The organism is Aliihoeflea aestuarii (genome assembly GCF_024105665.1).
Taxonomy (GTDB): domain Bacteria; phylum Pseudomonadota; class Alphaproteobacteria; order Rhizobiales; family Rhizobiaceae; genus Aliihoeflea; species Aliihoeflea aestuarii.
This window is the reverse complement of sequence record NZ_JAAAMK010000003.1, coordinates 382,793-408,034: the sequence shown is the minus strand read 5'-3', so window position 1 is coordinate 408,034 and position 25,242 is coordinate 382,793. Positions and strand designations below refer to the sequence as shown.

The following is a 25,242-nucleotide window of genomic DNA, read 5'->3' as shown; positions in this document are numbered from 1 at the left end:
CGGCATGACGAAGCCCGCAATCATCGTGATTTCCAGCCATGTCGTGCGCGGCACGGTCGGTAACCGTGCCGCCGTCTTCGCGCTGGAAGCGCTCGGCTTTCCGGTCTGGGCGGTGCCGACCGTGACCTTGCCCTGGCATCCGGGCCATGGACCGGCAACGCGGATCGTGCCGCCCGGCGAGGCGTTCGCGGCCCTCCTTGCCGATCTCGAGCGCGCGCCGTGGCTGGGCGAGGTCGGCGGTGTCCTGACGGGGTATCTCGGCGATGCCGTACAGGCTGGGCCGGTCGCACGGCTGATAAAGGCGGTGAAGGCGAAGAACCCCGCCGCGCTGCATGTCTGCGATCCGGTCATCGGCGACCGGGGCGGGCTCTATGTGCCCGAAGCGACCGCCGAGGCGATCCGCGACATGCTGCTGCCGCTGGCCGACATCGCAACGCCGAACCGCTACGAACTCGACTGGCTGGCGGGTAGCGTGTCCACCGACCGCGCGACAATGATCGAAGCTGCAAGAAGCGCCGGCCCGGCCGCGATGGTCGTCACATCCGCCCCGGCCGGCGATGGCCGTATCGGCAATCTTCTGGTCGAAGCCGGTGGTGCGTGGCTCGCCGCCCATGATGTGATCGAGCGCCCGCCGAACGGTCTCGGCGACATGACCGCCGCACTCATTCTCGCGCATCGCCTCGATGGACTCGCCCCGCGTGAGGCGCTGGCAAAAACGACGGCGAGCGTCTTCGACTGCCTCGCCGCCGCCGTATCGCGCGGCAGCGACGAACTGATGCTGGAGACCGACGCCGAACTCCTGCGCAAGCCGCGCACGCAGCCGGAAACGGTTTCGCTCTAGATGCCGATCTGCGTCGGCGTCGATGGCTGCAAGGCAGGCTGGATCGCGGTCAGCCGCAACAATGGCGGCGAAATCGAAACCCGCATCCATCGGACATTCGAGGCGCTGGTCGCACACTATCCACATGACGCCATCATCGCCGTGGACATGCCGATCGGCCTGCCGGACCGTATCGAGGGCGGCGGACGCGGCCCGGAAATGCTTGTTCGCAAGCATCTGGGGCAGCGCCAGTCGAGCGTATTCTCCATTCCCTCCCGCGCGGCCGTTTACGCGGCGACCGATCCGTTCACGACGCTCGACAAATGGTACGACGACCACCGCAAGGCGAGCGGGATCGCCAAAGCGACGTCCATTCCGCCGCGCGGGGTTTCCATTCAAGCCTTCGCGCTTTTCGCCAAGATCAGGGAGATCGATGCGCTGCTGATCGCGTGGCCCGATCTGCAGGGCCGCATTATCGAATCCCATCCCGAAGCGGCGTTCTGGCGGCTCAACGGCGAGCAGCACATGGCTTTGCCGAAGAAGGTGAAGGGTCGCGTCAGCCCGGCAGGCATGGACGAGCGGCGCGTGCTTCTGGCGCGGTGCGGCATCGACCGTGCCGCGCTCAAAGCGCCCTGCCCGCGCGGCGCGGGCGCCGATGACTTCCTCGACGCCTGCGCGGTGTTTCTGGTTGCCGAGCGCTTCGCGGCGGGCAAGGCGGTGCCGTTTCCAGATCCGCCCTTGAAAGACGCGCACGGTGTTCAGATCGCCATCTGGACGTGAGCTGGCTTTGTGCGCCCTCCCTCGCTTCGCAGGGGGGATCGAGGTTTCATGCAAGATACTGCGCAAATAGCCGTTGATGACGCGGATTTTTCCGCCTAATCCAGACCCATGACCCATCTGCCGGAAAGCCTTCTCGCGGGCTATCGCGAATTTATGGACGGTCGCTACGAAAGCGAACGCTACCGCACTCTCGCCACGGAAGGGCAGAAGCCCGAGACGATGGTGATCGCCTGCTGCGACAGCCGCGCCGCGCCCGAGACGATCTTCAACGCCAATCCGGGCGAATTGTTCGTCGTGCGCAACGTCGCCAATCTCGTGCCTCCCTACGAGCCGGACGACAAGCGGCACGCGACTTCGGCGGCACTCGAATTCGCGGTGCAGGCGCTCAGGATCAAGCATATCGTGGTGCTCGGCCATGGCCGCTGCGGCGGCATCTCAGCAGCGCTCAACCCGATGCTTGAACCGCTTTCGCCGAGCGATTTCATCGGTCAGTGGATGAGCCAGATTTCGGCGGCCGCACAGGCTGTAGCCGGCAACGACGCGATGACCCAGTCGGAACGTCAGACGGCGCTGGAGCGCATCTCGGTACGCCTGTCCCTGCAGAACCTGCGCAGCTTCCCCTATGTCGCGGCGCTCGAGGACGGCGGAAAGCTTTCGCTCCACGGCGCGTGGTTCGACATCTCGTCGGGCGAGTTGTGGGCGATGGACCCGGCGACCGGCGATTTCGAGCGCCCGGCCTGATGGCTACTCGGCCGGCGGCACGGGGGGCTGCGTGATGACCGTGCGTGCCAGCGCCGGTTCGGGATAGCGGCTCCACAGATACCAGGACAGGATCGCGAAGAACCCCATGCCGGGGATGACGGTGCTGATGCCGGTGATCGGATCGCCGACCAGAGCGGCGATCACGCCGCCGGCAAGACCGCCGCCCATTTGGAGAAACCCGCTGAGCGAAGCCGCGGCACCCGCCATGTGCGGATAGGGCGCGAGCGCCGCGGTGGACATGGCCGGCATGACGAAGGCGATGCCGAACGCATAGACGCCGACCGGCCCCATCACCCACAAAAAGCTCGGCTCGACGATGTGCAGCCCCACGAAGAGCAGCAGGCTGCCGACCGCGATGAACCACAGGCCGGGCCTGACCAGACGATAAGCGCTGTGGCGGCCCATCAGCCGCCGCATCACGACGGAGCCGAGGAAGAACGCTCCCGACTGCATCAGCATGCCGATGCCGAACTGCGTCGGCGTGAGGCCGACACGATCCATCAGCACGAAGGGAAGCAGCGTCGCCAGCGTATAGAGCGCACCGACGGACCCGCCGAGGACGAGGCTCGACCACATGAAATAGCCGCTGGTGGCGAGCGCGCGGTAAGAGCGCAACAGCGCGCGCGGCTTGATGCGCGAGGGATCGCGCACGACCGTTTCCGTCATCGCGAACTTGACCATCAAGATGATCGCGACGCCGAAGAGAAGCATGAAGGCGAAGATCGAGTGCCAGCCGAAAAGCTCGGTCGCCACGCCGCCGATGGTCGGCGACAGCGCCGGCCCGATGCCGAGGATCATGCCGATGAGGTTCATGATCCGCGCCGAACGCTCGCTTGTGAAGAGGTCGCGCACGATGGCGCGCGCGATGGCGACGCCGACGGCGGCGCCCACGCCCTGGATGAACCGTGAGGCGATCAGAAGTTCGATGGTCGGCGCGAGGATGGCGGCGACGGTCGCCACGAGATAGATGCCCATGAAGGCGATGGTGACGGGCTTGCGCCCATAGCCGTCCGACAAGGGGCCGCAGACGAGCTGCGCGAAGGCGAAGCCGGCGAAATAGAGCGACAGGGTCATCGCCACCGCAGCATCGGTCGTGCCGAACGCGTTGACGATTTCGGGCATCGCCGGCGTGAACAGGGCCATCGAGATCGGCCCGATGGCGACCAGCATCGCGCCGATGATCGACACGCGCAATTCGCTCATGACCGGCGCGGGGGCGACGGGCTGTGTCGTCTGCACGTTCATTCGGCAGCGCTCCGCGCTTCGATCCGCGCATCCGAAAAATTGCAGCGAACGATCTTGAGAGCGGCCAGAACGCGGTCCCAATCCTGCGGCGCGATGCCTTGCGAAGCGCTTTCACGCGTTTCCTTGCCGAACATCACCACCTGATCGAGAATGGCGTCGGCGGCGTCGGTCAGCGCGACGAGCTTGGCGCGGCGGTCGGTCGGATCGGGCAGGCGCTCGATCAGGCCGCGCGCCTCCAGCCGGTCGACATAATCGGATACGGTCATCGCCTCGATGCCGATGCGCGCGGCCAGAACCGTCTGGCGCACCTGGCCTGCACGCGCCGCCTGCACGAGCAGCCGCACCTCGCCTGGCGTCAGGTCCATGCCGGACGCGGCGATGCGTCGGTCCATATCGGTGCGCAGGAGGCGCGCAATATCGGTAACGAGAAAGCCGAAGCTTTCGGGGTCGATGGTGCGGGACATGATGATAAGACAACCTTATTATCCGTCCGACTTAGTATCCTCGCCCGACATCGTCAAGAAGCGGCGCGTTGCGATGCCGCTTTCGTCGTCCTAAATGTGCGTGATCACTTCCAGCCCGAGGATTTCCATGACGGCCACGATCGATCTCGCCACCCATAAGCTGACCAATTGGACCGGCCCGCTCGGCCTGCCTGCCTTCGAGGCGATTTCCGACGACGATTTCGGGCCGGTCTTCGAAGCGGCGCTGGCCGCGCATATGGCCGAGATCGACGCGATCGCGGGCGCTGCGGGCAAGGCGACGATCGAAAACACGCTGGCGGCCCTCGAACTTTGCGGAAAGCCGCTCGGCCGCGTTTCAGCGGTGTTCTGGTGCAAGGCCGGCGCGGACACCAACCCGGCGATCCAGAAGATGGAGCGCGAGATTTCGCCGAAGATGGCGCGGCATTTCTCCGCCATCAACATGAACGCGGCGCTCTTTGCCCGGGTCGACGCACTTTACGAAAAACGCGCCGCGCTCGGCCTCGACGCTGAAACGAAGCGTGTTCTGGAAAAGACCTGGAAGCATTTCGTCAAAGCCGGCGCGAAGCTCGACGATACGGCCAAGGAGCGCCTCGGCGCGATCAACGAGGAACTCGCCGGGCTTGGCACGCAGTTCGGCCAGAACGTGCTCGCCGACGAGGCCGAGTGGGCGCTGTTCCTCGATGCGTCCGACCTCGACGGTGTGCCGGAATTTCTGAGGGACGCGATGGCCGAGGCCGCCGCCGCGCGCGGCAGGCAAGGCCAGTTCGCCGTGACGCTGTCGCGCTCGATCTACGAGCCCTTCACGACCTATTCGACGCGCCGCGACCTGCGCGAAAAAGCCTGGCGCGGCTTCACCGCGCGCGGGGAAAAGACCAACGCCGATCTCGTCAAGCGCACGCTGGCGCTGCGGGCCGAAAAGGCGAAACTGCTCGGCTATGACAGCTACGCCGCGCTCAAGCTCGACGACACGATGGCGAAGACGCCCTCCGCCGTGCTTGGCTTGCTCGAACCCGTCTGGGAAAAGGCGCGGGCGCGTGCCGCCGAGGACCAGCGCGAACTGGAACGTCTCGCGGCTGCGGCGGGCGCGAACGACGCCTTCGCCGCGTGGGACTGGAGGCATTATGCCGAGAAACTGCGCGCCGAGCGCTACGCTTTAGACGATGCGGAGATGAAACCTTATCTCCAGCTCGACCGGATCATCGAGGCCGCGTTCGACGTCGCGACGCGGCTTTTCGGCGTCACTTTCGAGGAGAAGAAGGGCGTTGCGGGATGGCATCCCGACGTGCGCGTTTTCGAGGTGAAGAATGCGGACGGCTCGCACCGCGCGACTTTCCTCGGCGATTATTTCAACCGCGCGTCGAAGCGCTCGGGCGCGTGGATGAGTTCGCTGCAATCGGGCTACCGGCTGAATGGCGGCCAAACGCCGATCATCTACAACGTCATGAATTTTGCCAAGCCGCCGAAGGGCGAACCGGCGCTCCTGTCGATGGACGACGCGCGCACGCTGTTCCATGAATTCGGCCACGCGCTGCACGGCATGCTGACCGACGTGACATGGCCGTCCGTTTCGGGAACGTCCGTCTCGCGCGACTTCGTGGAACTGCCATCGCAGCTTTACGAGCACTGGCTGACCGTGCCGGAAATCCTGAAAGCACACGCCGTGCATTATCGCACCGGCAAGCCGCTCCCGCAGGACCTTCTGGACAAGATGCTGGCGGCGAAGAATTTCGGCCAAGGATTCGCGACGGTCGAGTTCACCGCTTCGGCGCTGGTCGACATGGCCTATCATGCCGAAGCCCAGGCCCCCGCCGACCCGGCCGCTTTCGAAGCCGAGACGCTGGCGCGGCTCCAGATGCCGGACGCCATCGCCATGCGCCACCGCACACCGCAATTCCTGCATGTGTTTTCGGGCGACGGCTATTCTGCCGGCTATTATTCCTACATGTGGTCTGAAGTGCTCGACGCCGACGCGTTCGCGGCGTTCGAGGAAACCGGCAACCCGTTCGACCCGGCGATGGCGGGGATGCTGCGCAAATATATCTATTCGGCAGGCGGCTCGAAGGACCCGGAGGAGCTTTACACCGCGTTCCGGGGTCGCATGCCGACGGCGGAGGCGATGATGGAGAAGCGCGGTTTGAGTTGAAGGGAAGCCCCTCACCCGGCTGCTGCGCAGCCACCCTCTCCCCATGGGGAGAGGGGAAACAGCGTCACGGCAGGCGCTCTTCTTCCCTTTGGGGAGAAGGTGGCCCGAAGGACCGGATGAGGGGTAGAGTTCGCGAAACCTACATATGCAGCGGCTTGAAGAAGGTGCCGAGCGCGGCTTCCTTGACCGCTTCCGACATGGTGGGATGCGCGTGGCAGGTGCGCGCCAAATCTTCCGACGAGCCGCCGAATTCCATCAGCACCGCCGCTTCGTGGATCATCTCGCCCGCGCCGAAGCCGACAATGTGGACGCCGAGAACGCGGTCGGTGGTGGCATCCGCCAGCACCTTCACGAACCCGTCCGTGGCGAGCATGGCACGCGCGCGGCCGTTCGCCGAGAACGGGAACTTGCCGGCCTTATAGGCGATCCCGGCCTTTTTCAGTTCCTCCTCGGTCTTGCCGACCGACGCGACTTCGGGGCTGGTGTAGACGACGCTCGGGATGACTTCGTAATTCACATGGCCTGCCTGCCCGGCGAGGATTTCGGCGACCGCGACGCCCTCGTCCTCGGCCTTGTGGGCGAGCATCGGCCCGGCGATCACGTCGCCGATGGCGTAGATGCCTTCGACGGAGGTGCACCAGTGATCATCCGTCTTGATTCGGCCGCGCTCGTCGAGCGCAACGCCTGCGGCGTCGAGGCCGAGGCTTTCCACATGCGGTTTGCGGCCAGTGGCGACGAGGACGACATCGGCTTCGAGCGTCTCGGCGTCACCGCCCTTCACCGGCTCGAAGGTGACGGTCGCGCCCTTCTTCGCCTTTTCGACGCCGGTGACCTTCGCGCCGAGCTTGAACTCGATGCCCTGCTTGCCCAGCATGCGCTGGAACTGCTTGGAGACCTCGCCATCCATGCCGCCGAGGATCGTGTCGAGATATTCGACCACAGTGACCTTCGCGCCGAGACGTGCCCAGACCGAGCCGAGTTCGAGACCGATGACGCCGCCGCCGACGACGATCATGCGCTCCGGCACTTTGGACAATTCAAGCGCGCCGGTGGATGAGACGATGACCTTCTCGTCGAACTTCACGTCGACGCCGGGAATGCCGGCGACGTCCGAGCCGGACGCGATGACGATGTTCTTCGTCTGAACCGTCTTTTCCTCGTCGCCCTCGGCGGTGACGACGACCGTGCCCGTGCCCGCGACCTTGCCGGTACCGTGCAGCCAGTCGATCTTGTTCTTCTTGATCAGGAATTCGAGGCCCTTGACGTTGGCGTCGACCGTCGCGGTCTTGTGGCCGAGCATCTTTTCCAGATTCAGCTTCGGCGCGCCGACCTCGATGCCGAGATCGGCGAACTGGTGGTCGATTTCCGCGAACTTCTCCGAAGCGTGGAGCAGCGCCTTGGACGGGATGCAGCCGATATTGATGCAGGTACCACCCGGCGTCGCGCGCTTTTCGACCAGCCCGACCTTGAGGCCGAGCTGCGCGGCCTTGATGGCACAGACATAGCCGCCCGGGCCGGCTCCGATGACGACGAGATCGTAAGGGGTCGGGTTCGTATCGGACATGGGTCTCAAAAGCCTTTTTGCGATTAGAAGAAAAAGCGGATCAGCATCAGGAGAAGGCCGAGCATCGAGACGAGCCAGACCATGCTGCGCCAGCGCGGCACGCCGGCAAGGTAAAGCGGAAGATAGACGATGCGGGCGAGAAACCAAATCACGGCGCCGATCGCGCCGATGCCACCCGTGGAACCGGTTACCGCAAGGCCGAGCGCAAGCGCGATGAAGGCCGGCCAGGTTTCCTTGAAATTGTCGAGAGCGCGCTGGGCACGGCCTGCCTTGTCGCCGAGCGGCGCGGGGACGCCGTCACGCGGGCCGGCATTCCAGTCCATCCCGCGCTCGCGCGTGGCGAAATGTCCCTGAAGGCTCGTATGGACGATCAGAAGGACGACCGAGAGGCCCAGAATGACGAGTTCAAGCGGAAGCGCGCCGTCCATCTTCGATCCTCATGGTTTGCGGCGGCGGGCATATCGCCCGCCAGCGCCATTGGGCGTCGATCACAGATCGAGAACGAGACGCTCGGGGTCTTCCAGCGTTTCCTTGACACGCACGAGAAACGTCACGGCTTCCTTGCCGTCGACGATGCGGTGATCGTAGGACAGCGCCAGATACATCATCGGGCGGATGACGATCTGTCCGCCGACGACAACCGGCCGCTCCTGGATCTTATGCATGCCGAGAATGCCAGACTGCGGCGCGTTGAGGATCGGCGTCGACATGAGCGAGCCGTAGACGCCGCCATTCGAGATGGTGAAAGTGCCACCCTGCATGTCGGCCATGCCGAGCTTGCCGTCGCGCGCAGCTAAGCCAAGGCGGCCGATTTCCTTCTCGATCTGCGCGATCGACATTTGGTCCGCATCGCGCACGACCGGCACGACGAGGCCCTTTTCGGTGCCGACGGCGACGCCGATATGGGCGAAGTTCTTGTAGATGATGTCGGTGCCGTCGATCTCGGCATTGACGGCGGGGATCTCGGCGAGCGCATGCGTGACCGCCTTGGTTAAGAAGCCCATGAAGCCGAGCTTCACGCCGTGCTTCTTCTCGAACAGGTCCTTGTACTTCGAACGCAGATCCATCACCGGCTTCATGTCCACCTCGTTGAAGGTGGTGAGCATGGCGGCCGAGTCCTGCGCGTCCTTGAGGCGGCGCGCGATGGTCTGGCGCAGGCGCGTCATCTTCACGCGCTCCTCGCGGGACGCATCGTCACCGGAGGACGGCGCACGCGCGGCCTGCGGTGCCTCGGCCTTGGCAGCCGGGCCTTTCGCAATCGCGTCCAGCACGTCGCCCTTGAGCACCTGTCCGCGCTTGCCCGAACCCGAGACCTGATCGGCCGAAACGTTCTTTTCCGCCATCAGCTTGGCGGCGGACGGTGCGGCCGGCATGTCGCCGGACTTCGCCGGAGCAGCTTCCGCCTTGGCGGGCGCAGGCTTGGCTTCCGCCTTCTTCTCTTCCGGCTTCGCCGGCGCAGGGGCTGCACCCGAACCTTCGCCGATCATGCCCAGAAGCGCGCCGACCTCGACGGTCTCACCCTCCTGAACGGTGATCTCGGCGAGCGTGCCGGCGGCGGGTGCGGGAACCTCGATCGTGACCTTGTCGGTTTCCAGTTCAACGATCGGCTCGTCGGCGGCGATCGCCTCACCGGCCTTCTTGAACCACTTGCCGATGGTCGCTTCGGAGACGGATTCACCCAGAGTGGGGACGCGGATTTCGGTTGCCATCTTCTTTTCCGTTGCCTGTTCTTTGGTGATTTCTATTCGCCGCCGCCGAGCGCGTCTTCGAGAAACGCTTCAAGCTGCGCCAGATGCTTGGACATGAGACCCGTTGCCGGCGAGGCGGAGGCCGGACGGCCTGTGTAACGTACGCGCGGATGCTTGGCTCCGATATGCCCGAGCACCCATTCGACATAAGGCTCGATGAACGTCCACGAACCCATGTTCTTGGGCTCTTCCTGGCACCAGACCATCTCGGCGTTCTTGAAGCGCGAGAGTTCGTTGATCAGCGCCTTGGCCGGGAACGGGTAGAGCTGCTCGACGCGCAGGAGGTAGATGTCGTCGATGCCGCGCTTCTCGCGCTCTTCGTAAAGGTCGTAATAGACCTTGCCCGAGCACATCACGACGCGGCGGATCTTCGAATCCTTGACGAGCTTGATCGGCTGGTCGCCGAGATATTGCGCGTCGTCCCATAGGAGCCTGTGGAAGGAACTTTCGCCCGACAGTTCCGACAGCGTCGAGATCGCGCGCTTGTGGCGCAGGAGCGATTTCGGCGTCATCAGGATCAGCGGCTTGCGGAAATCGCGCTTCAACTGGCGTCGCAGAATGTGGAAGTAGTTCGCCGGCGTCGTGACGTTGGCGACCTGCATGTTGTCTTCAGCACACATTTGCAGGAAGCGCTCGAGGCGCGCCGAGGAATGCTCCGGCCCCTGCCCCTCATAGCCATGCGGCAGAAGGCACACGAGGCCCGACATGCGCAGCCACTTGCGCTCGCCGCTGGAGATGAACTGGTCGAACACGACCTGAGCGCCGTTGGCAAAATCGCCGAACTGGGCCTCCCAGAGCGTCAGCGCCCGGGGCTCCGCAAGCGAGAAGCCGTATTCGAAGCCGAGGACGGCTTCTTCCGAAAGCATCGAATTGATGACTTCGTAATTCGCCTGCTGCGGGCCGAGATTGTTGAGCGGAATGTAGCGGTTCTCGTCCTTCTGGTCGTAAAGCACCGTGTGGCGCTGCGAGAAGGTGCCGCGCTCCGAATCCTGACCCGACAGGCGGATCGGGTTGCCGTCCATGAGGATCGCGCCGAATGCGAGCGATTCGGCCGTCGCCCAGTCGATGCCCTCACCCGAATTGATCGCCTTGCGGCGGTTGTCGAGGAAGCGCTGTATCGTGCGGTGGACTTCGAAATCGGCCGGAACCTCGGTCAGCTTCTTGCCGATTTCCTTGAGCGACTTGACCGGCATGGCGGTCTTGCCGCGGCGCTGCTCGTCCTGATTGTCGGCCGTGCGCAGGCCGGACCACGCACCGTCCAGCCAATCGGCCTTGTTGGGGCGGTAGGCCTGACCGGCCTCGAATTCTTCCTCGAGGCGAGCGCGCCAGTCGGCGCGCAGCTTGGCAACCTCGTCCTCGGTGAAGACGCCTTCGGAGACGAGCTTCTTCGAATAGAGATTGACGACGGTCTCGTGGCTACGGATCGCCTTGTACATGATCGGCTGGGTGAAGCCCGGCTCGTCGCCTTCATTGTGGCCGAAGCGGCGGTAGCAGAACATGTCGATGACGACCGGCTTGTGGAATGTCATCCGGTATTCCATCGCGATCTTGGCCGCGTAGACGACGGCTTCCGGATCGTCGCCGTTGACGTGGAAGATCGGCGCCTCGATCATCTTCGCCACGTCCGACGGATAGGGCGAGGAGCGCGAGAAGCGCGGATTGGTGGTGAAGCCGATCTGGTTGTTGATGATGAAATGCAGCGTACCGGCGACACGGTGCCCCTTGAGGCCCGAAAGGCCCAGGCACTCGGCCACGACGCCCTGCCCGGCGAAGGCGGCGTCGCCGTGCAGCAGCAGCGGCAGCACCTTGGCGCGGTCTTCCGACGGAACGACGTCCTCACGCGTGCGGCCGAAGATCTGGTCCTGCTTGGCGCGCGCCTTGCCCATCACCACGGGGTTGACGATTTCGAGGTGCGACGGGTTCGCCGTCAGCGACAGGTGAACCTTGTTGCCGTCGAACTCGCGGTCGGACGATGCGCCGAGGTGGTACTTCACGTCGCCCGAACCTTCCACGTCGTCCGGCGCGAAGGAGCCGCCCTTGAACTCGTGGAAGATGGCGCGGTGCGGCTTTTGCATGACCTGGCTGAGCACATTGAGACGACCGCGGTGGGCCATGCCCAGCACGATCTCCTTGAGGCCCATCGCGCCGCCGCGCTTGACGATTTGCTCCAGCGCCGGGATCAGCGCTTCGCCGCCGTCGAGGCCGAAACGCTTGGTGCCCTTGTATTTGACGTCGATGAACTGCTCGAAGCCTTCCGCCTCGACCAGCTTCGACAGGATCGCCTTTTTGCCGTTGGCAGTGAATTCGATGCCCTTGTCCGGCCCCTCGATGCGCTCCTGGACCCACGCCTTTTCGACCGGATCGGAAATGTGCATGAACTCGACGCCGATGGTCGAGCAATAGGTGCGCTTGAGGATATCGACCATCTCGCGAACGGTCGCGAATTCGAGGCCGAGCACATTGTCGATGAAGATCGGGCGGTCCCAGTCGGCTTCGGTGAAGCCGTAGTTCTCCGGCGACAGCTCGTTATAGTCTTCTTTCTCTTCCGCGAGGCCCAGCGGGTCGAGATTCGCGTGGAGATGGCCGCGCATGCGGAAGGCGCGGATCATCATGATGGCGCGGACGGAATCGCGCGCCGCCTGCTGGACCTGCGCATCCGTCATTGGTGCCGCGTCGGCGGCAGCCTTGCCCTTCAGCTTCTTGTCGAAATGCTTTTCGACCGTGCCCCAATCGCCGTCAAGCGCAGAGACGAGCTCACCATTGGCCGTCAGTGGCCAGTTCTTCTTTTCCCACGATGCGCCCGCGGCATTCTTGCGAACGTCGTCGGCATCGTCCTTCAGGGCTGCGAAGAAATCGCGCCATTCGGCATCGACCGCGTTCGGATTGTCCTGCCAGGCGGCGTAGAGCTCGTCGATATAGGCGGCATTGCCGCCATATAGAAACGAGGTGAGCGCTGCCTGGTCGTTGGCCTGGTCCTGACGTGCCATCTTAATCAATCTCGGAGCTGTCGCTCCGTCTCCTGGTTTGAGGGGAGTAGGGCAGTAAGTGAGTAGGGGAATAGGGCAACAAGATGCCGGATTTCCCCTAATGACCTAATGCCTTACTCCCTTATTCCCTTTTTTCAGCCTTTGAGCGCTTCGACCAGCGTCTGGCCGAGGCGTGCCGGCGAGGGCGAGACGCGGATGCCCGCTTCTTCCATCGCCGAAATCTTGTCTTCCGCGCCGCCCTTGCCGCCCGAAATGACGGCGCCGGCATGGCCCATCGTGCGTCCGGCTGGAGCCGTACGGCCCGCGATGAAACCGGCCATCGGCTTCTTCCGGCCGCGCTTGGCCTCGTCCTTGAGGAACTGCGCGGCGTCTTCTTCCGCCGAGCCACCGATTTCGCCGATCATGATGATCGACTTGGTTTCATCATCGGCCAGGAACATTTCCAGGATGTCGATGAACTCGGTGCCCTTGACCGGATCGCCGCCGATGCCGACGGCCGTCGTCTGGCCGAGGCCCTCATTGGTGGTCTGGAAGACCGCCTCATAGGTAAGCGTTCCCGAGCGCGACACAACGCCGACCGACCCTTTGCGGAAGATCGAGCCGGGCATGATGCCGATCTTGCACTCGTCGGGCGTGACGAGGCCGGGGCAGTTCGGGCCGATCAGGCGCGACTTCGACCGGTCGAGGCGTGCCTTGACCTTGACCATGTCCATGACCGGAATCCCTTCGGTGATGCACACGATCAGCTCCATCTCGGCCTCGATGGCCTCGATGATGGCCGCCGCCGCACCTGCCGGCGGAACATAGACCACCGATGCGGTCGCGCCGGTGCGTTCCTTGCCCTCGGCGACCGACGAGAAGATCGGAAGCGTCTCGCCCTTGGCGCCGCTCCAGTTCTCGCCGCCCTTCTTCGGGTGGATGCCGCCGACCATCTGCGTGCCGTGATAGGCGAGCGCCTGCTCGGTGTGGAACGTGCCGGTCTTGCCGGTGAGGCCCTGGACGAGAACCTTGGTGTCTTTGTTGATGAGAATCGACATGAATGTAAGGTCCTATCCGTTAGCCGTTAACGGCGGCGACGATCTTCTTCGCCGCATCGTCGAGATCATCGGCAGCCGTGATGGCAAGGCCGGATTCATTGAGGATTTTCTTGCCGAGCTCGACATTGGTGCCTTCGAGGCGCACGACCAGCGGCACCTTCAGCCCGACTTCCTGAACGGCGGCAACGACGCCTTCGGCGATGACGTCACACTTCATGATGCCGCCGAAGATGTTGACGAGGATGCCCTCGACCTTCGGGTCGGCGGTGATGATCTTGAAGGCCGCAGCAACCTTGTCCTTGCCCGCGCCGCCGCCGACATCGCAGAAATTCGCCGGCTCCTTGCCGTAGAGCTTGATGATGTCCATCGTCGCCATGGCAAGGCCCGCGCCGTTGACCATGCAGCCGATATTGCCGTCGAGCGCCACATAGGCGAGGTCCCACTTGGAGGCCTCGATCTCCTTGGCGTCTTCCTCGGTTTCGTCGCGCAGTTCCTTGATGTCGTCGTGGCGGAACAGCGCGTTGCCGTCGAACGACACCTTGGCGTCGAGAACGCGCAGGCGGCCGTTTTCCATGACGATCAGCGGGTTGACCTCAAGCAGCGCCATGTCTTTCTCGGTGAAGGCCTTGTAGAGGATCGGGAACAGCTTTTCGCCGTCCTTCGCCGCTTCGCCGTCGAGCTTCAGCGCCGCGTTGATCTTCGACACGTCAGCGGTCGTCACGCCCGCTTCCGGGTCGATCGCGACGGTGACGATCTTTTCCGGCGTGTCGTGGGCGACGGCCTCGATGTCCATGCCACCTTCCGTCGAAACGACGAAGGCGACGCGGCCGACCGCGCGGTCGACGAGGATGGAGAGGTAAAGCTCGCGGTCGATATCCGCGCCGTCCTCGATATAGAGGCGGTTGACCTGCTTGCCGGCGTCTCCGGTCTGCGCCGTGACGAGCGTGTTGCCGAGCATGTCCTTGGAATGCGAGACGACTTCCTCGATCGACTTGGCCAGCCGCACGCCGCCCTTGGCCTCGGGCGACAGTTCCTTGAACTTGCCCTTGCCGCGTCCACCGGCATGGATCTGGCTCTTCACCACATAGAGCGGGCCGGGAAGCTGCTTGGCGGCCGCCTCGGCTTCCTCGACCTTGAGGATCGCGACGCCTTCGGCGACCGGCGCACCGTAGGATTTCAGGACCTGCTTGGCCTGATACTCATGAATGTTCATGTCGGGAAATCCTTGATTATTTCAGGTTCGGGGCGATTTCGGCGCAGGCATCGCAAAGGCCCTTCACCGATTCCACCGACTTGTCGAACATCTTCTGTTCGGCCTTGTTCAGATCGATCTCGATCACGCGCTCGATGCCGCCCGCGCCGATGACGCTCGGCACGCCGACATACATGTCCTTGACGCCGTACTGGCCGTCGAGATGGGCCGCGCAGGGCAGGACGCGCTTCTTGTCCTTGAGATAAGCTTCGGCCATTTGGACCGCCGAGGAGGCCGGCGCGTAATAGGCCGAACCGGTCTTCAAGAGGCCGACGATCTCCGCGCCGCCGTCACGGGTGCGCTGGACGATCTGGTCGAGCTTCTCCTGGCTGGTCCAGCCCATCTTGACGAGGTCGGGCAGCGGGATACCGGCAACCGTCGAATAACGCGTCAGCGGGACCATCGTGTCGCCATGGCCGCCGAGCACGAACGCCGTGACGTCCTCGACCGAAACCTTGAACTCTTCGGCGAGGAAATAGCGGAAACGCGCCGAGTCCAGCACGCCGGCCATGCCGACGACGTGGCTCTTTGGGAGCCCCGAGAATTTCTGCAAAGCCCAGACCATCGCATCGAGCGGGTTGGTGATGCAGATGACGAAGGCGTTCGGGGCATATTTCTTGATGCCCGCGCCGACCTGTTCCATCACCTTCAGATTGATGCCGAGAAGATCGTCGCGGCTCATGCCCGGCTTGCGCGGCACGCCGGCGGTGACGATGCACACATCCGCGCCCTCGATGCCGGCATAGTCGTTGACGCCGACATAGTTCGCGTCGAACCCGTCGACCGGCGAGGACTGCGCGATGTCGAGCCCCTTGCCCTGCGGCATCCCCTCGGCGATGTCGAACAGGACGACGTCGCCCAGTTCCTTGAGGCCGATCATGTGGGCGAGCGTGCCGCCGATCATGCCGGAGCCGATGAGGGCAATCTTGTTGCGAGCCATGTCTAGGAAATCCCCTTTGATGATCGTCGGCAGAACCGCCGACAACGAATGCGTTACATGCTGGAACGCGGGCATGGGAGGCTGCCCGGAAGTCGGGGGTCGCATAGACCGAATGGGATGAAAATTCAACCGATTCTTTTGATCTGAGCAAGTTCAATCGGTTAGATCATTGCGGATTTACGTAAACGTCAAATAAATCACTGTCGATAGTATGGTTTTGGATCTAGGCGGCGCGTTCGACGGTGGCCCAGTCGGCGCTCTGCATCTCGATCAGCCGCGACACGGTGCGGTCGAACTCGAACTTTTCCGTGCCCGTCTTCGCGCTGTAGAGCTGATCGGGCAATGCTTCGGCGCTCATGATCAGGCGCACGCGCCGGTCGTAGAGCGTATCGACCAGGAGGATGAAGCGCTTCGCCTCGTTGCGCCGGTCGAGCCCCATTTTCGGCACGCAGTCGATGAGGATCGTGTCGAACTCGGCCGCGATGGCGAGATAGTCGCGTGCGCCGAGTGGCTTGGCGCACAGATCGGCAAAGTCGAACCGCGCGGCCCGGCCCGCCGCGAGAGGAACCGCGACCTCGCGCCCTTTGACGAGGATCGTGCGCGCGCCCGGCAAGTGCCCGGAACTGGCAGTCGACCACGCGTCGTCCATCAGATGCCGGCCGGCCTCGTCGCATGGCGCGATATAGACGGGCATGCGACCCAGCTTTTCCATGCGGTAGTCGATTTGCCCGTCGAGCGGGACTATCTCGCAATGACCCTTGAGGATCGAAACGAATGGCAGGAACAGGCCGCGATTGAGACCGTCGCGGTAAAGATCGTCCGGCGCGACGTTGGAGGTCGCGACGAGCACCACGCCGCGCTCGAACAGCGCCGTGAAAAGCCGCGACAGGATCATCGCGTCGGCGATGTCGGTCACCGTGAATTCGTCGAAGCACAGGACCCATGCCTCGCCTGCGAGCGCGGCGGCGACGACCGGGATCGGATCGGCTTCTTTCGTGTCGCCGCGCTTCAGCGCCTCGCGGTGGCGCCCGATGCGGTCGTGCACGTCGGCCATGAAATCGTTGAAATGCGCGCGGCGCTTGCGTTTGACCGGGGCCAGCTCGAAGAACAAATCCATCAGCATGGTCTTGCCGCGACCGACACCGCCGTGAAGATAGAGCCCGCGCACGGGCGCGTGCGCATCGCGCTTCTTGCCGAACAGCCAGCCGAGCGCGCTCGACTTGCGCGCGACGCGCTTGGTCTTGAGCTCGCCGATCAGTCGGTCGAACAGGCCGGCGAGTTCGATCTGGCGCTCGTCACGCGTCAAATCGCCATCGGCGACGCGGTCGAGATAGGCATCGCGGACCGAGCGAAAGACCGGCAGGCCATCATGCGGCATGAAAGCCTGCTCCGCTCTTTGCAACTATCGGGTCAGCGATACGGGCTGGCCCGACGAGGTCTGGCCGTTGAACGTGCTGCCGCTGCCCGAAAGATTGGCCAGTGCGCCGCCATTTGCGTCGTAGAGCGTCAGCGTCGAGCCGGACACGTTCCACGAACGCACGCCGTCGAGCGGCGCGGGGCAGCGCAGCGGACCGGCGCGGAAGCCTTCCCCAAAGCGGGTTTGGGGGGTCGCGATGCGGCAGGACTGGCCCGAGACGGACGCATTCCAGACGCCTGCGACGCCGCCGGCCGAAACCGGCGCACCACCACCGGCCGGCGGAAGCGAGGCCATCTGCGTGCCGCCTTCCTGTCCCGGCGCCTGCGGGAAAGCGTCCTGGGCGCCCTGCACCATGGGAGCGGCGCCCGGCTGGGTGGGGGGCGGCAACTGGCTGGACGAAACCTGTCCGGCCGGCGCGGCCATGATCGGCGCGGGCGAGGCGATCACAGGCTGCGTATTCGCGCCGCCGGAGAAACGGTCGCTGGTGCAGCCGGCCAGGCCAAGCGCGGAAACCGCGATGATGAGCGTGCTTTTAGTCAGGTTCATTGATCCACCTCCATCGAAGCAACGCCGCGTCACTCCTCAGGTTCCTATTCCCGTGTCCCTATGCAGCACCAATAATGGCGATGATCGGGACATATCCAACAGAACACAGTTAATTTACGGTGTGCTGTTGCACAATTTCAACAGGAATACGCGGGCAATCCTCAGATGATCGCGTGGCGGACCTTGGCCGACACCCATTCCGAGATGACCACGGTGCAAAGGACCAGCGCGAAGATCACCGACACCTGGCTCCAGGCGAGCACATTGAGCGAGCTTTGGAGTTGCAGCCCGATGCCGCCCGCCCCGACAAGCCCGAGGATGGTGGATTCGCGGATATTGATGTCCCAGCGGAACACTGACATGCCGAGGAAGGCCGGGAGGATCTGCGGGACGATGCCGTAATCCATTACCTGCACCGCGCCTGCTCCCGTAGCGCGCACTGCTTCGACCTGGGTCTCGTCGATCTCCTCGATAGCCTCGTAGAGAAGCTTGCCGATGAAGCCGATCGAGCGCAGCGCGATGGCGAGGATGCCGGCGAGCAGGCCCGGCCCGAGGATGGTGACGAGGATCAGCGCCCAGATCAGCGAATTGATCGAACGCGAGGCGACGATGATCAAAAGTGCCATCGGACGAACGAATGCCGTGCTCGGCGTCGTGTTCCGCGCGGCAAGAAAAGCGACGGGAATGGCGACGACGATGCCGAGCAGCGTCCCGAGCGTCGCCATGTTGATCGTGTCCCACAGCGGCAGCCAGAGCCGTTCGAGATAGCTCCAGCGCGGCGGCAAAGCGCGGGTGAGAAGATCGCCCGCCTGACGCGGCGCATCGGCGACGAAGGCCCAGATCGTGCCTTGGTTCATCACCTGCCAGCAATAGACGAACAGGGCGACGAGACCGAGCCAACCGGCAAAGCCGAGCCATTGCCTCGAGGTGGTGCGATGCTGCCAGATCGCGGTTCCATTGGCGTGACTGACCGGCATCACTGCACCCATTTGCGGATATGGCTGGATGCGTATTCGGCGATCATCACCAGCGCGATGATGACGACGAGGATCGCGCCTGCCGTGTCGTAGTCGTAGCGGCTCATCGCCGTGTTGAGCGTCGCCCCGATGCCGCCCGCACCGACGATGCCGATGACGGCGGATTCGCGGAAATTGATGTCGAGGCGATAGACCGAGAGCCCGATCAGACGGGGCATGACCTGCGGTTGGATGCCGTAGTTCAAGAGCTGCAGCCAGCTTGCGCCGGTGGCCCGGATCGCCTCGGCCTGAGCCTCGTCGATATCTTCGATGTCTTCGGCGAGCAGCTTCGACAGGAACCCGATAGTGGCGAAGGCGAGCGTGAGGAACCCGGCGAAAGGCCCGAAGCCGAACATCGCCACGAACAGGATGGCGACAACGATTTCCTGAAAGGCGCGCGAGACCGCGATGATCGAGCGGCAGACATAATAGACGATGGGCGGCGCGACGTTGCGCGCGGCACCGATGCCGATCGGAATGGAGATGAGGACGCCGACGACGGTGGCCGTCAGTGTCATCGTCAGGCTCTCGACCAGCCCCTGCCAGATATCGCGGGACCGGGACGTGAAATCCGGCTGGAAGAAACCTGAGAGAACGCGCCCGGAGCGTTCGAGACCTTCGGCGACGCGTGTCCAGTTGATGTCCAGCGTGCCGATGGCGAGGACGAGATAGGCGAGCGCGCCGCCATAGATGGCGATGCGCCAGAAACGCGAATGGATGAAGAGCGGCGGGCGCTTCCACTGCCGCCCGGAGATCGAGACGGCGGCGCTCATACCTGCTCCAGATGCCGCGCGCGGTCGATCTCGAATGCGGCGACGGCGGCCGCGTCCTGCGCGTCCTCGTCCTGCGCCTTGCGCTGCGCGTTCCAGTCTTCGTCGCCATAGATGCGCGAGAGAACGTCGTTGGTGAGCGCGCTTGGGTGCCCGTCGAAGACGATTTCGCCGGCCTTGAGGCCGATGATGCGGTCGACGAACATCTGCGCGAGCGCGACGTCGTGGATGTTGATGATCGCGGGAAGTTTGCGCTCGGCGCAGATTTCGCAAATCAGCCGCATGATCTGGCGCGAGGTCTTGGGATCGAGCGAGGCGGTCGGCTCATCGATCAGCAGCAGTTCAGGGTCCTGTTCGAGCGCGCGGGCGATCCCGACGCGCTGGCGCTGGCCGCCCGACAGCGCGTCGGCACGCTTGTCGACGTGATCGGACAGGCCGACGCGTTCGATCAGCGCGAACGCCTTGTCGACATCTCCCTGCGGGAAGCGGCGCAGAAGCGAGCGCCAGAACGACACGTAGCCGAGGCGGCCCGACAGCACGTTCTCCATCACCGTCAGCCGCTCGACCAGCGCATATTCCTGGAAGATCATGCCGATGCGCCGACGCGCCTTGCGCAAATCCGAACGGGACACCGCGCTGATATCGACATCGCCGAGGAAAATCCTGCCGCCGGTCGGCTCGACCAGCCGGTTGATGCAGCGGATCAGCGAGGATTTGCCCGCACCGGACGGACCGATCAATCCGACGACCTGACCCGGCTGGACCGTGAAACTGACGCCTTTCAGCGCGTGATCGCCGGTCTTGTAGCGTTTCTCGAGTGCTTCGATGCGCAGCATGGGGCCCCTCGTTATTTTTATGGATAGGCGAAAGGAGCGCCGCTGCCGGCGCTCCTTCGTTCAAGTCTGCGCCTGCGCTTAGTTACAGGTGTAGGTCACGCCCATCGCCTGATCGATCTGACGGATGACCGACCAGTGCTCGGCGAAGGTGATCGGGATGAACTGCTCTTCGCCGGCCGAACCGAATTCTTCCTGCAGGCCCGAACCTTCCCAGTCGAAGGAGAAGAAGGCTTCCTGGATTTTGTCCTGAAGGTCGGGATGCAGATTATAGACGACGCCGTAGCCGGTCGTGGGGAAGGTGTCGGACTTGAAGATCGACACGATGTCGTCCTGTGACACGACTTCGCGCTCGAACATGCGGTTCATGACCGAGTTGGCGACAGCGGCCGCGTCGTAGTCGCGATTGGCGACGCCGAGGATCGAATTGTCGTGCGCACCGGAAAAGGCGGGCGAAAAGTCGGTCTCAACGACCATGTTGTATTCGCTCTCCAACAGCGCCTGCGGCGCCTTGAAGCCCGAATTCGAGGTTTCCGACGTGAAGGCGATGGTACGGCCCTTCAAATCCTCGATCGCCTCGATGCCGGAGCCCGGATGGGTGATGAACTCCATCTCGTAGCCGAACGAGCCGTCGGCGGCGGCCATCATCGCGAAGGGACGGAAGCCGGCGCAGGCGACGGCGATCGGATTGCCGCCCGTGTTGACGCCGGCGATATGCAGGCGACCGGCGCGCATCGCTTCGAGCTGGGCGGCGTTCGACTGGACGGGGAAGAACTGTACGTCCTTGCCGGTGACTTCCGACAGGTGTTCGAGGAAGCCTGCCCATACATCGACATAGACCGCCGGGTCTTCGACGGGCGTGTAGGCGAAGATCAGCGTGTCGGGATCGACCCACTGCGATTCGTCGGTCGGGATATCGGCGATCATGTCGCCGTCGGCGTCTGTGAAGCGCGAGTCGAGTTCGAATGCGGATGCGGAACCGGCGATCGACGCAATGGCGACAGTCGTGGCGAGAACCTTGAGAAACCTTGTCATGACAAACCCCCTGTCAGGAAAGAGCGTTGCGGATAAAGTTCAAGACCACCAGGACATGACGGGCGTATAACGGTTTCATGACAGAGAGGTGAAAAGGCACGCCTCAATGGGCATCACGAAGATGTCGGCTTGACCGGCGGGCGCATCAGGCTACGACGGGCCTTTCAGGCGATCGATTTCTGGAGCGGGAATTGAACAGGCGGCGCATGCTGAAATGGCTGGGATTTGGCGGACTGGCGACGGCGGCCGGACTGGGTGCGACGAAGGCCAAAGCGGGCAATCCCTATTACAACGGTCCCGTCAGCGACCATTTCGACGGTACGACCTTCTTCAATCCCGGCGGTGAGGAGCCGCGCGGTTTTTCCGACCTCCTGCGCTGGCAGTTCGGTGAAAGCCGCGCCTCATGGCCTTCGAGCTTTCCAAGTCCGTTCGCCGGCAATGTGCCGGATGCGTCGGTTTCAGGCGATGCGCTGCGCGTGACGATGATCGGCCACGCGACCATGCTGATTCAGGTCGCCGGCACGAACATCCTCACCGATCCGGTCTTTTCCGACCGCGCCTCGCCCTTCGGCTTCGTCGGCCCGAGCCGCGTCAATCCTCCGGGCATCGCCTTCGAGGACCTGCCGCAGATCGACCTCGTGCTTCTGTCGCACAATCATTACGACCATCTCGACGTGACGAGCCTCCACCGCCTGCGCTCAGCTCACAATCCGCTGGTCGTTACGCCGCTCGGTAACGACAAAATCGTGCATCACGACGTGCCCACCATGCGCGTCGCCGCCCATGACTGGGGCGAGGCGGTGCGCTTTCGCGACATCACCGTACATCTGGAACCGGCGCATCACTGGTCGGCACGCGGCCTGCGCGACCGGCGCATGGCGCTTTGGGCATCCTTCGCCGTCGAGACGCCGGGCGGCAAGTTCTATCATGTCGGCGACACCGGCTTTCATCAGGGCATCAACTACCGCGACGCCGCGGCAAAACATGGCGGTTTCCGCCTCGCGATTCTCCCCGTCGGCGCGTATGACCCGCGCTGGTTCATGGCCGCGCAGCATCAGGATCCGGCCGAGGCCGTGGAGGGCATGCAACTCGTCAATGCCGATTTCGCGGTCGGGCATCACTGGGGCACATTCCAACTGACCAACGAGACGATCGAGGAACCGCGCGACCTTCTCCGCGCATCGCTTGCCGAACGAGGCGTGGCAGGCGAGCGTTTTCGCGCCATGCAGCCCGGAGAGGTCTGGAACATTCCAGCCGGAATCGCTTAAGGTGGCCGCGTCTTTCAAAGGGGGCTTTGAATGTTCGGCTGGTTCATTTTCTTCGTCGTCATCGCGGTGGTCGCGGGTGCGGTCGGCATGCGCAGCGTCTCGCGCGTGGCAAGCCGCATCGCATTCGCCATCGCGGGGCTGGCGATCATCCTGTTCGTGATCATGCTCTTGATGTTCGGCTGGGCGGATCAGGTCCAGCTCTGAACCTCGCAATCACTGGTAATCGCGAGCCGTTTCCGCCATATAGCGGTCCATGAGCATGACGGCGCCTTTCGCGAAGATGAACGGGCTCGGCAACCAGATTCTGGTCGCCGACATGCGCGGGCGTGCGGACAAGGTGGCGCCTGCTGCCGCTATCGCCCTCAACGCCGATCCCGCCACGCGCTTCGACCAGATCATGGCGATCTACGATGCGAAGACACCCGGCACCGACAATTATGTCGCGATCCTGAACTCGGACGGCTCGATGGCGCAAGCCTGCGGCAACGGCATGCGCTGCGTCGTCTCCGCGCTCGCCGCCGAGACGGGACGCGCCGCCTTCACCTTCGAAACCATCGCAGGCATCCTGACCGCGAATGAACATGAAAACGGGCTGATCTCCGTCGACATGGGAACGCCCAAATTCGGCTGGCAGGACATCCCGCTCGCCGAAGAATTTCGCGACACGCGCATGATCGAATTGCAGATCGGCCCGATCGATGCGCCGATCCTGCACTCGCCCTCGGTCGCCTCGATGGGCAATCCGCATGCGATCTTCTGGGTCGACGAGAATGTCTGGTCCTACGACCTCGAACGCTTCGGTCCGCTGCTCGAAAACCACCCGGTCTTTCCCGAACGCGCCAACATCTCCATCGCGAACGTGACCGCGCGCGATGCCATCACGCTGCGCACTTGGGAGCGCGGCGCGGGGCTGACCCGCGCCTGCGGCACCGCAGCCTGCGCCGCCGCCGTTTCGGCAGTGCGAACGCGGCGCACGGATCGCACCGTCACCGTCACCGTTCCCGGCGGCCCGCTGATGATCGAATGGCGCAACGACGACCACGTCATGATGACCGGCCCGGCGGAATGGGAATTTTCCGGCGCGTTCGATCCGGCCACCGGCGCGTGGAGCCGGGACGAAAAGGGTGCGGCGTGATGCGCCGGTTCCTTCTCGAAACCTCTCCGTCATCCTCGGGCTTGTCCCGAGGATCTGCTGCCGATGAACGGATGGCTTCTGACGAAACTGGAAGGCCTCGCCCAATTTCCCATCGTGGGAAGATCCTCGGGACAAGCCCGAGGATGACGACCATGGGTGAGGCATGACGAAAAAACTCGACATCGTCACCTTCGGGTGCCGCATGAACACCTACGAATCCGAGGTGATGCGGCGCGAGGCGAACGCGGCTGGTCTCGGCGAACTTGAAGGCGGCGCGATCGTCTTCAACACCTGTGCGGTGACGTCGGAAGCGGTGCGACAGGCGCGGCAGGCGATCCGCAAGGCGCGCCGCGAGAACCCGGATGCGCGCATCATCGTGACGGGGTGCGCCGCGCAGACCGAACCCGGCACCTTCACCGATATGGGCGAAGTCGATCTCGTTCTCGGCAACGAGGAAAAGCTTAAAAGCCACAACTACCGCGCTCTGCCCGATTTCGGCGTCAACCAGTTCGAAAAGGCGCGCGTCAACGACATCATGTCGGTAACGGAGACCGCCGGTCACATGGTCGACGCCATCGAAGGCCGCGCGCGCGCCTTCGTGCAGGTGCAAAACGGCTGCGACCATCGCTGTACCTTCTGCATCATCCCCTATGGACGCGGCAATTCACGTTCCGTGCCGATGGGCGCGGTGGTCAATCAGGTGAAGCGTCTCGTCGGCAACGGCTACAGGGAAGTCGTGCTCACGGGCGTCGATATGACGAGCTACGGCGCGGACCTTCCCGGCGCGCCACGTCTTGGAAGGCTCGTCCGCACGATCCTGCGGCAGGTGCCGGACCTTGCCCGCCTGCGCCTGTCCTCCATCGATTCCATCGAGGCCGACCCGGATCTGATGGAAGCCATCGCGACCGAGGCGCGGCTGATGCCGCATCTGCACCTCTCGTTGCAGGCCGGCGACGACATGATCCTGAAGCGCATGAAGCGGCGGCATCTGCGTGACGATTCGATCCGCTTTTGCCAGGACGTGCGCGCGATGCGCCCCGACATCGTGTTCGGCGCGGACATCATTGCAGGCTTCCCGACCGAGACGGAAGCGATGTTCGAGAATTCGCTGAAGATCGTTGAAGAGTGCGGGCTCACGCATCTGCACGTCTTCCCGTTTTCGCCGCGCGAGGGAACGCCCGCCGCGCGCATGCCGCAGGTTCGCCGCGAAATCGTCAAGGAACGCGCTGCACGTCTGCGCGCTGTCGGCGATTCAGCCTATCGCGCCCATCTTGGCCAGCTCGTCGGCACGACGCAGAACATCCTGATCGAGCGCGACGGTGTCGGTCGCACGGAAGGTTTCACCATGGCCGCATGCGATGAAGGCGCGCCGGGCGAAATCGTGACGCGACGCGTTTGCGGCCATGACGGCGAAAAGCTGACGACATCGACGCCTGCGCGACAGGCGGCCTGAGGAGTA

General features: G+C 63.9%; 23 protein-coding genes. 8 read left to right on the top strand and 15 right to left on the bottom strand.

Translation table 11 applies throughout. The features are described 5' to 3' along the window. Nucleotides 1-4 precede the first annotated feature (4 nt). The 3 genes from pdxY (at nucleotide 5) to GTW25_RS09605 (ending at nucleotide 2,341) form a co-directional block, all read left to right on the top strand. A complete protein-coding gene (gene pdxY, locus GTW25_RS09615; protein ID WP_252911872.1) occupies nucleotides 5-841 on the top strand; it encodes a pyridoxal kinase PdxY in 837 nt (278 codons plus the stop codon). Next, on the top strand, nucleotides 842-1,600 hold the full coding sequence (locus GTW25_RS09610; protein ID WP_252911871.1) for a DUF429 domain-containing protein: 759 nt from the start codon (nucleotides 842-844) through the stop codon (nucleotides 1,598-1,600). A gap of 108 nt (nucleotides 1,601-1,708) precedes the next feature. Next, nucleotides 1,709-2,341, top strand: coding sequence for a carbonic anhydrase (locus tag GTW25_RS09605; RefSeq protein ID WP_252911870.1), 633 nt, complete (start codon nucleotides 1,709-1,711; stop codon nucleotides 2,339-2,341). A gap of 3 nt (nucleotides 2,342-2,344) precedes the next feature. On the opposite strand, the gene GTW25_RS09600 is transcribed toward GTW25_RS09605, so the two are convergent. Together GTW25_RS09600 and GTW25_RS09595 are read right to left on the bottom strand one after the other, a co-directional pair. Beyond that, a complete protein-coding gene (locus GTW25_RS09600) occupies nucleotides 2,345-3,607 on the bottom strand; it encodes a multidrug effflux MFS transporter (RefSeq protein WP_252911869.1) in 1,263 nt (420 codons plus the stop codon). Continuing rightward, nucleotides 3,604-4,071, bottom strand: coding sequence for a MarR family winged helix-turn-helix transcriptional regulator (locus GTW25_RS09595; RefSeq protein WP_252911868.1), 468 nt, complete (start codon nucleotides 4,069-4,071; stop codon nucleotides 3,604-3,606). Before GTW25_RS09595 ends, GTW25_RS09600 begins: the two co-directional genes overlap by 4 nt. Before the next feature lie 127 nt (nucleotides 4,072-4,198). Between GTW25_RS09595 and GTW25_RS09590 the strand changes: the two genes are divergently transcribed. Next, nucleotides 4,199-6,235 (top strand): M3 family metallopeptidase, encoded by a 2,037-nt coding sequence (locus GTW25_RS09590; RefSeq protein WP_252911867.1) that lies wholly within the window; start codon nucleotides 4,199-4,201, stop codon nucleotides 6,233-6,235. Between the two features lie 139 nt (nucleotides 6,236-6,374). Here the strand turns inward: GTW25_RS09590 and lpdA are convergent, their stop codons facing one another. From lpdA to phnD, 13 genes are all read right to left on the bottom strand, one after another. Continuing rightward, on the bottom strand, nucleotides 6,375-7,799 hold the full coding sequence (gene lpdA, locus GTW25_RS09585; RefSeq protein ID WP_252911865.1) for a dihydrolipoyl dehydrogenase: 1,425 nt from the start codon (nucleotides 7,797-7,799) through the stop codon (nucleotides 6,375-6,377). A gap of 23 nt (nucleotides 7,800-7,822) precedes the next feature. Further along, nucleotides 7,823-8,227: an MAPEG family protein gene (locus GTW25_RS09580; RefSeq protein ID WP_252911863.1), complete on the bottom strand. Its 405-nt coding sequence runs from the start codon at nucleotides 8,225-8,227 to the stop codon at nucleotides 7,823-7,825. 60 nt (nucleotides 8,228-8,287) lie between these two features. Further along, nucleotides 8,288-9,508: a 2-oxoglutarate dehydrogenase complex dihydrolipoyllysine-residue succinyltransferase gene (gene odhB / locus GTW25_RS09575; protein WP_252911862.1), complete on the bottom strand. Its 1,221-nt coding sequence runs from the start codon at nucleotides 9,506-9,508 to the stop codon at nucleotides 8,288-8,290. 32 nt (nucleotides 9,509-9,540) lie between these two features. Next, nucleotides 9,541-12,534 (bottom strand): 2-oxoglutarate dehydrogenase E1 component, encoded by a 2,994-nt coding sequence (locus GTW25_RS09570; protein ID WP_252911860.1) that lies wholly within the window; start codon nucleotides 12,532-12,534, stop codon nucleotides 9,541-9,543. A gap of 134 nt (nucleotides 12,535-12,668) precedes the next feature. Continuing rightward, complete coding sequence (gene sucD / locus GTW25_RS09565) at nucleotides 12,669-13,571, bottom strand: succinate--CoA ligase subunit alpha (protein ID WP_252911858.1); 903 nt, start codon at nucleotides 13,569-13,571, stop codon at nucleotides 12,669-12,671. A gap of 19 nt (nucleotides 13,572-13,590) precedes the next feature. Next, nucleotides 13,591-14,784: an ADP-forming succinate--CoA ligase subunit beta gene (gene sucC / locus GTW25_RS09560; RefSeq protein ID WP_252911856.1), complete on the bottom strand. Its 1,194-nt coding sequence runs from the start codon at nucleotides 14,782-14,784 to the stop codon at nucleotides 13,591-13,593. A 16-nt stretch (nucleotides 14,785-14,800) separates the two neighbouring features. Further along, nucleotides 14,801-15,763 carry a malate dehydrogenase gene (gene mdh, locus GTW25_RS09555; RefSeq protein ID WP_252911854.1) on the bottom strand — a complete coding sequence of 321 codons (963 nt, stop codon included), beginning with the start codon at nucleotides 15,761-15,763 and terminating at the stop codon, nucleotides 14,801-14,803. Nucleotides 15,764-15,986: 223 nt separating this feature from the next. Then, on the bottom strand, nucleotides 15,987-17,141 hold the full coding sequence (gene zapE / locus GTW25_RS09550) for a cell division protein ZapE (protein WP_252911852.1): 1,155 nt from the start codon (nucleotides 17,139-17,141) through the stop codon (nucleotides 15,987-15,989). 24 nt (nucleotides 17,142-17,165) lie between these two features. Then, on the bottom strand, nucleotides 17,166-17,726 hold the full coding sequence (locus GTW25_RS09545) for an AprI/Inh family metalloprotease inhibitor (RefSeq protein ID WP_252911849.1): 561 nt from the start codon (nucleotides 17,724-17,726) through the stop codon (nucleotides 17,166-17,168). 161 nt (nucleotides 17,727-17,887) lie between these two features. Beyond that, nucleotides 17,888-18,703, bottom strand: coding sequence for a phosphonate ABC transporter, permease protein PhnE (gene phnE, locus GTW25_RS09540; protein ID WP_252911847.1), 816 nt, complete (start codon nucleotides 18,701-18,703; stop codon nucleotides 17,888-17,890). Then, on the bottom strand, nucleotides 18,703-19,515 hold the full coding sequence (gene phnE, locus GTW25_RS09535; protein ID WP_252911846.1) for a phosphonate ABC transporter, permease protein PhnE: 813 nt from the start codon (nucleotides 19,513-19,515) through the stop codon (nucleotides 18,703-18,705). The genes phnE (GTW25_RS09540) and phnE (GTW25_RS09535) overlap by 1 nt, the downstream gene beginning before the upstream one ends. After that, nucleotides 19,512-20,348: a phosphonate ABC transporter ATP-binding protein gene (gene phnC / locus GTW25_RS09530; RefSeq protein ID WP_252911844.1), complete on the bottom strand. Its 837-nt coding sequence runs from the start codon at nucleotides 20,346-20,348 to the stop codon at nucleotides 19,512-19,514. The genes phnE (GTW25_RS09535) and phnC overlap by 4 nt, the downstream gene beginning before the upstream one ends. Nucleotides 20,349-20,426: 78 nt before the next feature. Then, complete coding sequence (gene phnD, locus GTW25_RS09525) at nucleotides 20,427-21,380, bottom strand: phosphate/phosphite/phosphonate ABC transporter substrate-binding protein (RefSeq protein WP_252911842.1); 954 nt, start codon at nucleotides 21,378-21,380, stop codon at nucleotides 20,427-20,429. Between the two features lie 191 nt (nucleotides 21,381-21,571). Here phnD and GTW25_RS09520 point away from each other — a divergent pair, with 191 nt between their 5' ends. From GTW25_RS09520 to mtaB, 4 genes are all read left to right on the top strand, one after another. Further along, a complete protein-coding gene (locus GTW25_RS09520) occupies nucleotides 21,572-22,648 on the top strand; it encodes an MBL fold metallo-hydrolase (RefSeq protein WP_252911841.1) in 1,077 nt (358 codons plus the stop codon). A gap of 30 nt (nucleotides 22,649-22,678) precedes the next feature. Then, complete coding sequence (locus tag GTW25_RS09515; protein WP_252911839.1) at nucleotides 22,679-22,852, top strand: DUF1328 family protein; 174 nt, start codon at nucleotides 22,679-22,681, stop codon at nucleotides 22,850-22,852. Between the two features lie 49 nt (nucleotides 22,853-22,901). Beyond that, the gene (dapF, locus tag GTW25_RS09510) at nucleotides 22,902-23,783 is read left to right on the top strand and encodes a diaminopimelate epimerase (RefSeq protein ID WP_252911837.1); all 882 of its coding nucleotides are present in this window, start codon (nucleotides 22,902-22,904) and stop codon (nucleotides 23,781-23,783) included. Nucleotides 23,784-23,946: 163 nt separating this feature from the next. Next, complete coding sequence (mtaB, locus tag GTW25_RS09505) at nucleotides 23,947-25,236, top strand: tRNA (N(6)-L-threonylcarbamoyladenosine(37)-C(2))-methylthiotransferase MtaB (RefSeq protein ID WP_252911835.1); 1,290 nt, start codon at nucleotides 23,947-23,949, stop codon at nucleotides 25,234-25,236. The last annotated feature ends 6 nt before the right edge of the window (nucleotides 25,237-25,242 follow it).